This is a genomic window from Blautia sp. LMAG:89 (assembly GCF_008679485.1).
Taxonomy (GTDB): domain Bacteria; phylum Bacillota; class Clostridia; order Lachnospirales; family Lachnospiraceae; genus Blautia_A; species Blautia_A fusiformis.
This window is the reverse complement of sequence record NZ_NANC01000003.1, coordinates 432,051-443,988: the sequence shown is the minus strand read 5'-3', so window position 1 is coordinate 443,988 and position 11,938 is coordinate 432,051. Positions and strand designations below refer to the sequence as shown.

Annotated in this window: 12 protein-coding genes; 3 read left to right on the top strand and 9 right to left on the bottom strand. The window is 46.4% G+C overall.

The features are described from left to right. Positions 1–5: 5 nt before the first annotated feature. Positions 6–935 carry a GPR endopeptidase gene (gpr, locus tag CCC70_RS02355; protein ID WP_015527438.1) on the bottom strand — a complete coding sequence of 310 codons (930 nt, stop codon included), beginning with the start codon at positions 933–935 and terminating at the stop codon, positions 6–8. 292 nt (positions 936–1,227) lie between these two features. On the opposite strand from gpr, the gene rpsT reads away from it, so the two are divergent. Both rpsT and CCC70_RS02345 read left to right on the top strand, forming a co-directional pair. Continuing rightward, entirely contained in the window at positions 1,228–1,491 is a 264-nt protein-coding gene (gene rpsT, locus CCC70_RS02350) for a 30S ribosomal protein S20 (RefSeq protein WP_022426951.1), read from the top strand. A 113-nt stretch (positions 1,492–1,604) separates the two neighbouring features. Continuing rightward, on the top strand, positions 1,605–2,177 hold the full coding sequence (locus tag CCC70_RS02345; RefSeq protein WP_278603290.1) for a M48 family metallopeptidase: 573 nt from the start codon (positions 1,605–1,607) through the stop codon (positions 2,175–2,177). 3 nt (positions 2,178–2,180) lie between these two features. On the opposite strand, the gene holA is transcribed toward CCC70_RS02345, so the two are convergent. Then, positions 2,181–3,176: a DNA polymerase III subunit delta gene (holA, locus tag CCC70_RS02340; RefSeq protein WP_022426949.1), complete on the bottom strand. Its 996-nt coding sequence runs from the start codon at positions 3,174–3,176 to the stop codon at positions 2,181–2,183. A 171-nt stretch (positions 3,177–3,347) separates the two neighbouring features. Between holA and CCC70_RS02335 the strand changes: the two genes are divergently transcribed. Then, entirely contained in the window at positions 3,348–3,755 is a 408-nt protein-coding gene (locus CCC70_RS02335) for a DUF6465 family protein (protein WP_015527442.1), read from the top strand. A gap of 126 nt (positions 3,756–3,881) precedes the next feature. On the opposite strand, the gene glpK is transcribed toward CCC70_RS02335, so the two are convergent. The 7 genes from glpK to CCC70_RS02300 all read right to left on the bottom strand — a co-directional run bounded on the left by glpK (position 3,882) and on the right by CCC70_RS02300 (position 11,642). After that, entirely contained in the window at positions 3,882–5,381 is a 1,500-nt protein-coding gene (gene glpK / locus CCC70_RS02330) for a glycerol kinase GlpK (RefSeq protein WP_022426947.1), read from the bottom strand. Between the two features lie 51 nt (positions 5,382–5,432). After that, positions 5,433–6,008, bottom strand: a complete 576-nt coding sequence (locus tag CCC70_RS02325) for a glycerol-3-phosphate responsive antiterminator (RefSeq protein ID WP_015527444.1) — start codon at positions 6,006–6,008, stop codon at positions 5,433–5,435. 213 nt (positions 6,009–6,221) lie between these two features. Then, on the bottom strand, positions 6,222–7,340 hold the full coding sequence (locus tag CCC70_RS02320; protein WP_015527445.1) for an Ldh family oxidoreductase: 1,119 nt from the start codon (positions 7,338–7,340) through the stop codon (positions 6,222–6,224). Positions 7,341–7,481: 141 nt separating this feature from the next. Then, positions 7,482–8,213, bottom strand: coding sequence for a glycerophosphodiester phosphodiesterase (locus CCC70_RS02315; RefSeq protein WP_186582410.1), 732 nt, complete (start codon positions 8,211–8,213; stop codon positions 7,482–7,484). Positions 8,214–8,513: 300 nt separating this feature from the next. Then, positions 8,514–8,885, bottom strand: a complete 372-nt coding sequence (locus tag CCC70_RS02310; protein ID WP_244791228.1) for a DUF1667 domain-containing protein — start codon at positions 8,883–8,885, stop codon at positions 8,514–8,516. A gap of 5 nt (positions 8,886–8,890) precedes the next feature. Next, a complete protein-coding gene (locus CCC70_RS02305) occupies positions 8,891–10,177 on the bottom strand; it encodes an NAD(P)/FAD-dependent oxidoreductase (protein WP_186582413.1) in 1,287 nt (428 codons plus the stop codon). A 7-nt stretch (positions 10,178–10,184) separates the two neighbouring features. Then, a complete protein-coding gene (locus CCC70_RS02300) occupies positions 10,185–11,642 on the bottom strand; it encodes an NAD(P)/FAD-dependent oxidoreductase (RefSeq protein ID WP_287084174.1) in 1,458 nt (485 codons plus the stop codon). Between the last annotated feature and the right edge of the window lie 296 nt (positions 11,643–11,938).

The window sequence follows — 11,938 nt, the reverse complement described above, 5'->3', positions numbered from 1 at the left end:
GTATTTTATGACCTGTCCTCTTCGATTAGACTATCGGAAAAAGCCAGATTCAGTCCCTCGGAAATGGTAAAGCTTAAATATCGTACCGTTTCATCCACATCCTTTGGTGTTACAAACATGGTGTAAAGCTTCGGCGAAATCATTTCTTCCAGAAACTCCTTCTGCTCATCCTCCTCCAGTGCCTCCAGAAGCTCTGCCATGGAATCATGGACAATAGTAGCCGCATCCACCACAGTCGGAACACCGATCCCGATCACACGGACCGAAAGATTTTCTTCATTCAGGCCTTCCCTGTGATTCCCCACGCCGGAGCCCGGACTAATCCCGGTATCCGTGATCTGGATCGTCCGGTTAAGTCTTGTCGTACTTCTGGCCGCCAGCGCATCTACGGCGATCACCAAATCCGGCTTTGTCTCAGAAACAACACCCCGAACAATTTCCAGAGTTTCCATTCCGGTCTGTGCCATCACACCCGGAACGATCCCGCTGATCTGATGCATTTTCATATGTTCATTGCTCTTCAGCCCATATTCCCGGATCACATGCCTTGTCATATGAAGATTGGAAACTGCACGAGGGCCAAGGGAATCCGCAGTAATCTCCTGATTTCCAAGGCCTACCACCAGGATCGACTGCTGCCGTCCGAGATCGATCAGCTCCCTCAAATGATGTGCCACCTCTTCCGAGATCTCCCTGTGATAATCCTCATCCGGAACGGAAAGATCCGGTGCCTCAATGGTAATATAGGTCCCCTGTGGTTTTCCCATGGTCCTGGCTCCGTTTTCCGTTGTGATCCGCACTACGGTAGTCCGAACATCCTTTTCCTCATCGTATCTTTCCCTGATCTCTACTCCACGTACTTCTACGTTTTCCGCCTGAAAGCGTTCCGTTGCTTCCAGCGCCAGGTCTGTTCTGATTCTGCTCCTTCCAGCCATACTCTCATCCTCTTTTTCTGTAAGATTGCAAAGACTTTTCCGCTGCTATCTGCAGCTTTACCGGTGTTTTCCCTTTCATTATTTCCCTTTTTCCCATAAATATGTATCATTTCCCCTTTCCCACACAGCATCTGGTATTTTTTGCATATTTTTTTGGAATTTTTGCAAAAAACATCTTGACATTCCTGTGCACGTATAATAATATATATAAGCATGTTTCATAGGAGCGCCCGTGTCTGTTCCTGTGAATGTAATTTAATATTATATTTTTAAGGAATCGGAGGTGTACGAATTGGCTAACATTAAATCCGCAAAGAAGAGAATCTTAGTTAACAGCACTAAGGCTGCAAGAAACAAAGCAATCCGTTCTGCAGTTAAGACTTCCATCAAGAAAGTTGAGACAGCAGTTGAGAATAAGGATAAGGCAGCTGCAGAGGTTGCTCTTAAGGACGCAATCTCCACAATCAGCAAAGCTACATCCAAGGGCGTTTATCACAAAAATAACTGCGCCAGAAAAATTTCCCGTCTTTCCAAAGCTGTCAACAGCATTGCGTAATAGACCACGGAATATTTTAGTTATAAGCTTATAAGTAAAAGGAAAGACAGTCGAACCGTCAGCGACTGTCTTTTTTGTATATAGATTTCTGCATTGACCAAAAGGAGTTTTTTATGATATCCCATCCCTTTCCCTACCGCATTATCCGCAGCAGTCGGAAAACCCTGGCGATCCAGGTCAGCGTTTCCGGTCAGGTAACTGTCCGCGCTCCACACACAATGCCAGATTCCACCATCCATCGTTTTCTCTCACAGAAAGAAAGCTGGATCCTGGAGCATCTCTCACACGCTGCCACTGATCCGGCACAGCCCCAGGCTGAAAACCCGCCTCTTTCAGAATTCCGCCGCAGTTATTATATGGAATCCGCCAGAAAAATATTCAAAAGAAAAACCGCAGCCTACGCCAGAAAAATGGGCGTAACCTACGGCCGTATCACGATCCGGGAACAAAAAACCCGCTGGGGAAGCTGCACCAGCGAAGGAAACCTGAATTTCAACTGGCGGCTGATCTTCGCCCCGGAAAAAGTCCTGGATTATGTTGTGGTACACGAACTTTCCCACAGAAAAGAAATGAATCATTCCCCTGCCTTTTATGCAGTGGTGGCATCTGTGATGCCGGAGTATAAAGCCTGCGAAAAATGGCTCAGGGACAACGGAGCGACCCTGTGGCAGAACCCGTCTCCGTAAAACTCAGGCTCTCACTGCTCTCGCCGAGCTGTACTTCACGATCAGAAGCTCCACGCTGAGCACATCTCCAAGTGTACCTGTCTTTACCGCCTCTTCCGCATCCACAAAATCCCGCACAGCATTCTCCAGCTCTTCCACAGTGTAGGATCTGGCACAGGATGCCAGATTCCGCACAACAAAAGAGGGTACTCCCAGTTTGGAAGCGATCTCGGTTTGAGAAAGACCCTCCTGTGACATTTTCTTGGTCAGGCAGATCTGACGAAACTGTTTCGCCAAAAGAAACAATATCCGCATCGGCGGTTCCCGAAGAGTCAGAAGGTCATAGTACAGATCCAGGGCCCGCTTCTGGTTCTTCTCCGTCACCGCACGCACCATATCAAAGATCTTATTGGTTGTCTGCGTGGTACAGACAGCCTGGATATCTGCAGCCGTCACAACATCTCTTCCGACCGTATAGGAGATCAGCTTTTCCAGCTCCATCCTTATATTTCCCATATCTGTTCCCGTCATGGTCAGCAGAAGCTCCACATCTCTCTGGGTGATCCTGCGGCCATTTTTTCCAAGGATCCCTGCTGCCCACCGCATAAGAGTCTTTTCATCCTGCTGTTTAAATTCCCCGATGCTGCCGCAGGCTTTTACCGCCTTGTACATACGGCTTCTTTTATCTACTTCAGACTCGCAGAACACCAGATACAGATAATCAGGCAGAGCTTTCATATAATCTGCCAGTTCCTCACATTTGTTCTTAAAGAATCCCGTATCCTCAAGAAGGACTACTCTTCGCTCTGCAAAAAAGGGCATGGTATCACAAAGACTCAAAAGCTCCCGGACATCGATCCCCTTCCCCTCATATCTGGTAAAATTCATGGTATCATCGTCCGGGTTCAGAGCCTTCACCAGATTTCTTTTATATTGTTGTTTCAGATAGGCTTCCTCACCGTAAAGGAGATATGCCTGCTTAAATTTTCCTGTTTTAATATCTTCCTGAATATTCTTCAATCTCTGTACCCCTGTCTGATTTTCTCTGTAATCCAGTTTATACGACAACTGCCGGAAATGCAACACCCAAGCAAAAATTTGACTTTCCACCGGATTCATGCTACTGTAAACAGGTACATATTCCGGCAGATCCGTTCTGTCAGCGAAATATGTGGAAGGGAGTGTTCCATTATGGAAAAAAGAAGAAACAGCAGAACAAGCAACCTGAAGAGCGCAACCACCAAGGCCAAAGCTACCGTGAAATCAACTGTAGAAAAGATTGAAAAAACACCTGCAGCTGAAAAAACCGTTAAAGCAGTCAAAAAGGCAACAGAGACTGTAGCAGCCAAGGCACCAGAAGTAGTAGAAGAAGTTAAGAACACTGTAAAAAATCATAAGATCAGCGGCATCACACTTGAAATTTTTGAGACATCCATCACAGTTGCCGACCTTGAGGCAGCTGTTAAGAAAGATGCAGAAGCAAAGGGCCTGAAAGGCAAAGAGCTCCACATCTATGTAAATGCAGAAGAAAGAGCAGCTTACTACACTGCTGACGGAGAGGGTTCCGACGATTACAGGATCGATCTGACCACTCTGTAAGCTCCGGCGGATCTGTTCCGCGATCGCTTACTATGCCGGTCTGTCTGTGACATTCCGGAAACGCAAAAAAGCCATGCACAGGACATTTTCATCCGGTCCCGCTGCATGACTTTTCTTTTTTATCTTTTACTGGATCTTTTTGATCCAGTCTCTGGAGCAGCCTACTGCAGCTCTCCAGCCTTTTACCATGGCATTTCGCTTCTCGTCATCGATCTCCGTGCGGAAAATACGTTCCACATCACGGCTTTCCAGTACTGCCTCCTTGCTTTCCCAGAATCCCACAGCAAGACCTGCCAGATATGCGGCACCAAGAGCAGTTGTCTCAATACATTCCGGACGTTCTACAGCCACATTACTGATATTGGCCTGGATCTGCAGGAGAAGGTTGTTTGCACTTGCTCCGCCGTCTACACGAAGAACTGCAAGGTCACTTCCTGCATCTTCCTTCATAACCTCCAGCACATCATTGACCTGATATGCAAGTGATTCCAAAGTCGCACGCACAATATGATACTTATTTACACCACGGGTCAGCCCCACGATCGTGCCGCGGGCATACTGATCCCAGTAGGGAGCTCCAAGTCCCGTAAACGCAGGCACGACGTAGCAGCCGTTTGCATCCGGTACCTTTCCCGCAAAATACTCGGTATCCGATGCGGAATCCACCAGATGAAGCTCATCACGAAGCCACTGGATCGCAGCACCAGCCACAAATACGGATCCCTCCAGAACATAAGTGATCTCTCCGTTAAGTCCCCATCCGATGGTCGTAACCAGCCCGTTATTGGAAAATACCGGTTTATCTCCTGCATTCATCAGAAGAAAGCCACCGGTTCCGTATGTATTCTTGGTTTCACCTTTCTCAAAGCAGGCCTGTCCGAACAGCGCCGCCTGCTGGTCCCCGGCAGCACCGGCTACCGGGATCCTTCCACCGAAAAAGGACGGATCTGTCTCACCATAAATCTCACTGGACTCTTTTACCTGCGGGAGCATGCATTTCGGAATATCAAGCTCCTCCAGGATCTCATCATCCCACTCCAGTGTATTGATATTGAACATCATCGTTCTGGATGCATTGGAATAATCTGTTACATGAACAGCTCCCTTGGTCAGCTTCCAGATCAGCCAGGTCTCCACGGTACCAAACAGAAGCTCTCCCTTCTCTGCTCTTTCGCGGGCACCCTCCACATTATCCAGGATCCATTTTACCTTGGTGGCAGAAAAATACGCATCAATAACAAGTCCTGTTTTCTGACGGAATTTTTCTTCCAGTCCCTTTGCTTTCAGACTGTCGCAGTATTCTGAAGTTCTTCTGCACTGCCATACGATGGCATGATAAACCGGCTGTCCCGTATTCTTATCCCAGACAATAGTGGTCTCTCTCTGATTGGTGATACCGATCGCTGCAATATCCTCTGCCGTTGCCTCGATCTGGTTCATAGCCTCTCTGGCAACAGAAAGCTGTGTGGACCAGATCTCACCTGCATCATGCTCTACCCATCCCGGTTTCGGAAAATGCTGGATAAACTCCTTCTGCGCCACACTGCGGATTCTTCCGCTTTCATCAAAAAGAATACAGCGGTTACTGGTCGTTCCGGAATCCAGCGCCATAACATATTTTGCCATATAAAAATCCTCCAATACATTTCTTGGCTGCGGCTCAATGCCTCTGCAGCCTCATAATTCCCATACCTTCTGATTTGTAGTGGAAACCGCTGCTGCTCCCGCACCCAGGGCTCCCATCACATCCTCCTTATCGGAGATCAAACCGCCTGCGATCACAGGCACCTTGCTTGTTTTACATATCTGTTTAAGAATCTTCGGCATCAGCCCCGGCAGAACCTCTACCACATCCGGCAGCTGCTCATGCTGATTTCCCAGATTCTCAATATTCTTGATCGCCATGGAATCAATAAGGAAAAAACGCAGAACTGTATACATTCCAAGCTTCTTCGCCCTGTTGATCATGGATGCTTTTGTTGAAATGATCCCATCTGCATGGATATTTTTACAAATATAATCCACAGAAACCTCTTTTGAGCTTAAACCTGTGATCAGGTCTATATGTGCCATCGCGATCTTCCCCGCCTGGTGGATCCGCTCCACAATTCCCCCAATAGAACGGATATCTCCATACAGGATAAAGATCACGGTAAGCTCCTCCCTGCCCAGACAGTTCTGAAGCCCCTGCTCATCCTTTACAGCCGCTATGATCGGGTTCGCCTCGATCGCGTCCAGAAATTCTTTGTTCATCTTCTCTCTTCCTCCGCAATGTTCACACAATATCATCCTATCTCCGCGCATTATTTGAAGATATTATTCTTATTGTATCAGTTTATTGCTTCAAAGACCAGACGCATTTGCCAAATATATCTGTTTTATTTCCGGCTGTATTACAATTCTCAGACAATCTTCTTCTCTGGCAAAAGAAGGGAAGCCCCTATGGACTTCCCTTCTGCAGATACATTATTTCTCAAACGGGAATTTGAACTGTGTAAGTCCGAATTCATCGCGAAGTCCGATAAACTCTTTCTGAACTGCCTCTGTCACCGGAACTCCCTTATCCTTACGATACATCCATACATCATATTCCTTCTCGCCTGCTGTGTAGATACGTTCCTGTCCAGGAGCCTTCTCGGAGCCTCTCAGGTCTCTCAGGATATCACCGCATGTTTTCTTGAATGCCTCTGCACCCATAAATGCCTCTGTGTCGATAGCAATAAAGAAATGTCCAAGATGATATGGACGGATCTTTCCTTCCTCATCCTTACCATCCAGAGCTTTCAGGAAGAGACCGGACTGAAGAGCAGCGGAAAGGATCTCAACAACAGTAGAGTATCCGTATCCCTTATATCCTCCGGTTGTCTCACCAAATCCACCGAGAGGAGCAAGTGCTGCCTGCTGGCTTCTGATCTTCTTAAGGATCTCTGCACTATCTGTAAGCTCCTCTCCTTCTCTGGAAATAACAAGACCCTTAGGAGTATCATGGTTAATACGTGCGTAGTATTCGATCTTGCCATTCTGGATAACAGATGTTGCACAGTCCAGTGTAAACGGGAACGGCTCATCTGTAGGCATACTAAATGTCAGTGGGTTGGTTCCAAGCATATTCTCAACACCAAATGTCGGTGCAACGGATGGTCTTGCGTTGGTACCGCTGATACCGATCATATTCTCTTTTGCTGCGAGACCTGTCCAATATCCTGCGATTCCATAATGGGAAGAGTTACGGACTGCAACCATACCCATGCCGTATTTATGTGCTTTTTCAATACACATGTCCATAGCCTTCTTGCTGGCTACCATTCCCATACCATCGTTGGCATCGAGAACTGCAGTTGTTGGTGTCTCTTTAAGGATATCGATCTTTGTTACTGGATTTAAGATTCCGGATTTGATACGGTCGATATAGATCGGTTTAAAGCGGTTGCAGCCATGGCTCTCGATTCCACGTCTGTCACTTTCCAGAAGTACATCAGCGCAAAGTCTTGCATCCTCTGTTGGAACTCCCATTTTCTCAAATACTGCAGTCATAAAATCGTCTGCAAGCTGCCAGGAAATAAAAGGTCTTGTTTCTTTCTCCATTGTAAAAATCCTCCATATACATTATTATAGTTTTTTTATTTTGCTTATATAGATCTGCAGCAGGACCCCCTCCTGCCGGAGATTTCAAATTTAGCCTGCCTCCTGTATGTACCTTACAGAAAGCGTCTTTGCATTACAGTTTCAATCCTCGTCTGCCACTGCTCTTCCTCTGTCCGGATAATTGGTGATGATGGAGTTTACTCCCCATTTCTTCATCCTTCTCATATCCTCTTCCTCGTTTACAGTCCAGACATTCACCCCGATCCCGTTCTGGGAACAGCTGCGTACATGTTCTTCCTTCAGGTATTCCAGATTCGGATGATAATACTGCACATCACAGGTTCTTGCATAAACCCCTGCATTATCCACGTATTTATCTACCAGAAAGCCTCCTGCAATAGTCTCATCACTCTGTCTGCACAGTACAATGGATGCGTTATTGAAAGAGGAAAGAATGATCCGATCCTCCAGACCATATTCGCAGATCATATCAATGACCTTCTCTTCCATACCACCATAATAATAAACACTGTTCTTCAGCTCGATGTTTGTGATCAGATCTTCCTCCTCTGCCATCCACTCCAAATACTCTCTCAGAGTCGGAATCTGAAGCCTGCCGAATTTTCCGGCAAACTTATCCGGATAACTGCAATCCAGTTTACACAGCTCAGCATATGTAAGATCATAGATATATCCGTTTCCATCTGTGGTACGGTCAACCTTCTCATCGTGCATGATCACCGGAACCAGATCCTTGGTCAGCTGTACATCAAGCTCGATCCCCTCGCAACCAGCCTCCACAGCTTTCTGAAACGCCAGCATTGTATTCTCCGGATATTCTCCGCTGAAACCACGATGTCCAAATACTTTCATTCTAATCATCCTCCATTCAATGCATCACATCGTTATGAGCATTTTTGCTAATTCATATTTCTGATTATATCATAGCATTTATTTATATTCAACATTTTTTATCGACTTTTGTGCATTTTTTTGTTATTTTTTAATTAATTATTCTTTTAAGCACTAATATTTTTTGTGCATTTTGTATATTTTGTTTCATGGCAAACAAAGCGATAAAAAAGCCTTTTCAGGTTTATTTTATTCGCTTTGTCTGCCGGAGGGCTGACATATTATAAGCATACAGTTTGCCATATATATATCCTTTGCAGATCACTGTATGATCTGCTTCACATTTCCTGTAGCCACGATATCCACGCCTGTGCCTGCTACATTCTCCAGGATCACGTCCCCGATCTGAACCGGCGCTTCCACACATACATCCCGCAGTGCTTCCACACAGTCAAAAATCTTTCCTTTCGGAATATCCTGTGCTGTCTTCACGGACACCACCGGCATACTTCCATTCTTCACACGAACGGTCGTTGTCACGATCCTGGTCGGATCTGTCACTTCCTTCACTGCATATTCCGCACCTTTTTTACAGGTATTTCCTGTGACGGAAATGATTTCTTTTCCATTCATTTCCACCAGAAGGGCGCATCCCATAGGACATCCGATACAAGTAAGATTCCTTTTTTCCATTTTCATCACTCCTCCACCTGGATCACAAGTTCATGTTTATCCTGTTTCTGTTTTCCTTCCAGAATGGAAAGAAGCTGCTCTTTTTTCAATTTGATCTGTTCCATCTCTCCGGGTGCTGCCACCTGTTTTTTTCTGGAAAAGATCCGTTCTCCATCCAGATATGCACGGATGTAACAATTTTTATATACATTTCCCACACGGAAGCGGACCAGCTGCTCCTCCGCCATATGACCGGTACGGATCTCAGACGGCACTGTATAGCGGACACCGTTTTTGGGCGAAAGCGTGATCTTTATCTCTTCCGGTATTTTGTCCTCTCCATTGTTGTTTATATAGAGAGCCGCATTTCTTCCTGCATTGCCGGCTTCCTCCGAAACAAAATCCACCAGGTCATGAACATGAAGAACATTTCCGCAGGCAAAAATACCTTCTACATTTGTCTCCAGACTTTCGTTTACCACCGGTCCGGAAGTCACATTGCTCAGCTTCACACCTGCCTGTCCGGAAAGCTCATTCTCCGGGATCAGACCAACAGAAAGAAGAAGCGTATCGCATTCAAAAAATTCCTCTGTACCGGGAATCGGGCGTCTGTTTTCATCTACCTCTGCAAGAGTGATTCCTTCCACACGCTCTTTTCCTTTTATGTCAACCACTGTATGGCTAAGCTTCAACGGGATCCCAAAGTCGTCCAGACACTGCACGATATTTCGCTTCAGGCCTCCGGAATATGGCATCAGTTCTGCCACTGCCTTAACCTCTGCGCCTTCCAGCGTCATACGTCTGGCCATGATCAGTCCGATATCACCGGATCCCAGGATCACTACTTTTTTTCCCGGCATAAATCCTTCCATGTTTACAAGGCGCTGTGCTGTTCCCGCTGAATAAATGCCTGCCGGTCGATATCCCGGAATGTTCAGTGCACCTCGCGGTCTCTCCCTGCAGCCCATGGCAAGGATCACAGCTTTTGCCCGGATCTGATACATTCCCTCCTGGCGGCTCATGGCAGTGATCACCTTATCCTGGCTGATATCCATGACCATGGTGTTCAGCCGGTACTCGATCTGCTGCTCTTTTACCATCCGGATAAAGCGTGCCGCATATTCCGGTCCTGTCAGCTCCTCCTGAAATGTATGAAGGCCAAATCCATTATGGATACACTGATTCAGGATCCCGCCCAGTTCCTTATCACGTTCCAGGATCAGGATACTCTCTGCTCCCTCTTTCTTTGCAGCCAGGGCTGCTGCCAGTCCTGCAGGGCCTCCGCCTATGATCACGATATCTCTCTTCACCATAATCTTATCACTCATGGTTCTCGCCCTCCTCTGCAATTTTCTTGTTGATTCCTTCGATCAGTCTGGAATCTCCGCCTGTTTTTGTGATCTCCTCCATGGAAATGCCAAGCTCCCGGCTGAGGATCTCCATTGTTCTGGGAGAGCAAAAGCCTGACTGACATCTTCCCATTCCTGCTCTTGTACGACGTTTTACTCCATCCAGAGATTTCGCTCCGAGAGGTCTTCGGATCGAATCCAGAATCTCTCCCTCAGAGATCATCTCACATCTGCAGATGATATTTCCATATTCCGGTGATCTTTTGATCAGCTCATTTCTTTCTTCCAGAGAAAACTCTGACGGATCCAGGATCCCTTTTCTCACCGGATCAAAATCCGGATTTACTTCCGGATGTAATTTTTCTTTTACGATGTCAGCAATCATACAGCCAATGGCCGGTGAGCTAGTAAGTCCCGGTGATGCAATTCCTGCACAATCGATAAATCCGGGTGCATCCTCCACCTCTTTGATCACAAAATCCATACCATCATCGACAGCACGGAGTCCCGCAAAGCTTGTGATCACCTTCCGCAGTGGAATATCCTTTACTGTTTTACCGGATTTGACGCTTACTGTCTCCATACCCTCCGAGGTAGTTGCTGTTTCCTCCCGATCCTCCAGATCCGTAGCTGTAGGTCCGATCAAAAGGTTTCCATGAACAGTCTGTGTTACCAGAACTCCTTTTCCGCTCTTGTTTGGAAGTGCAAAGATCGTATGATTCACATGTGTTCCTGCACTTTTATCAAGAAGCATATACTCACCCTTACGAGGAGTGATATGCATTTTTTTCTCACTTACCATATTATGAAAAACATCCGCATAGACACCGGCAGCATTGACGATACAGCCTGTCTCAAAATCACCCTTTGAGGTTTCCACAACAAAACCTTTTTCCTGTTTTCGAATGTTCTTTACTTCTGTGTCAAATTTAAATTCCACACCATTGTTATATGCATTCTCTGCCATTGCAATGTTCAGCTCAAAGGGACAGACAATTCCGGCTGTCGGTGCATACAGCGCTGCCAGCACCTGATCAGACAGATTCGGCTCCATGGCAAGTGCCTCTTCTCTGTCAAGGATCCTCAGTCCCTCTACTCCGTTTTTCAGTCCTCTTTCACGCAGCTTATGCAGCATGGCGATTCCATTCTCAGTTGTACAGACAGTCAGTGAACCAGTCTGTTTAAAAGGAAAATCCAGTTCCTTCGAAAGCTGTCCCATCATATTGCTGCCCTTCACATTCAGTTCCGCCATAAGGCTTCCCGGTTCTGCATCATAACCGGAATGAACGATTCCGCTGTTTGCCTTGGAAGTTCCACAGCATACATCCTCTTCTCGCTCCAGAACGCAGATTTTCAGCCGATATCTTGAAAGCTCTCTCGCCGCTGCCGCTCCGGAAACTCCTGCTCCGATAATGATCACATCATACATAGATCTGTTTCTCCTTTCCTGTTTGCGGATCTTCTGAACTGTCCCCGGCTTTCTCTGCGCCGGAAACAGCAGAATATCCGTTGCAACACAAGCATTGCCGTCCGCAGGTAAATATTCTGCGAGGAGTACTGCTTACGAACAGCAATCTTTCAAGTGAATATGCCATTATTTTTATGCCGTAACCCTTTGTAACCCTTGTAATCCTTTTGAAACATTAACATTTGCGCATAAAAATAGCCGGCATAAAAACACACTTATCCATGTGTCTTCATGCCGGTCTCTGTTCTCAATGGCAT

Bases quoted from the DNA above. Each gene is read 5' to 3' on its own strand.
- gpr (WP_015527438.1), bottom strand. From the start codon at position 935: ATGGCTGGAAGGAGCAGAATCAGAACAGACCTGGCGCTGGAAGCAACG.
- CCC70_RS02345 (WP_278603290.1), top strand. From the start codon at position 1,605: ATGATATCCCATCCCTTTCCCTACCGCATTATCCGCAGCAGTCGGAAA.
- CCC70_RS02335 (WP_015527442.1), top strand. From the start codon at position 3,348: ATGGAAAAAAGAAGAAACAGCAGAACAAGCAACCTGAAGAGCGCAACC.
- glpK (WP_022426947.1), bottom strand. From the start codon at position 5,381: ATGGCAAAATATGTTATGGCGCTGGATTCCGGAACGACCAGTAACCGC.
- CCC70_RS02325 (WP_015527444.1), bottom strand. From the start codon at position 6,008: ATGAACAAAGAATTTCTGGACGCGATCGAGGCGAACCCGATCATAGCG.
- CCC70_RS02320 (WP_015527445.1), bottom strand. From the start codon at position 7,340: ATGGAGAAAGAAACAAGACCTTTTATTTCCTGGCAGCTTGCAGACGAT.
- CCC70_RS02315 (WP_186582410.1), bottom strand. From the start codon at position 8,213: ATGAAAGTATTTGGACATCGTGGTTTCAGCGGAGAATATCCGGAGAAT.
- CCC70_RS02310 (WP_244791228.1), bottom strand. From the start codon at position 8,885: ATGGAAAAAAGGAATCTTACTTGTATCGGATGTCCTATGGGATGCGCC.
- CCC70_RS02305 (WP_186582413.1), bottom strand. From the start codon at position 10,177: ATGGTGAAGAGAGATATCGTGATCATAGGCGGAGGCCCTGCAGGACTG.
- CCC70_RS02300 (WP_287084174.1), bottom strand. From the start codon at position 11,642: ATGTATGATGTGATCATTATCGGAGCAGGAGTTTCCGGAGCGGCAGCG.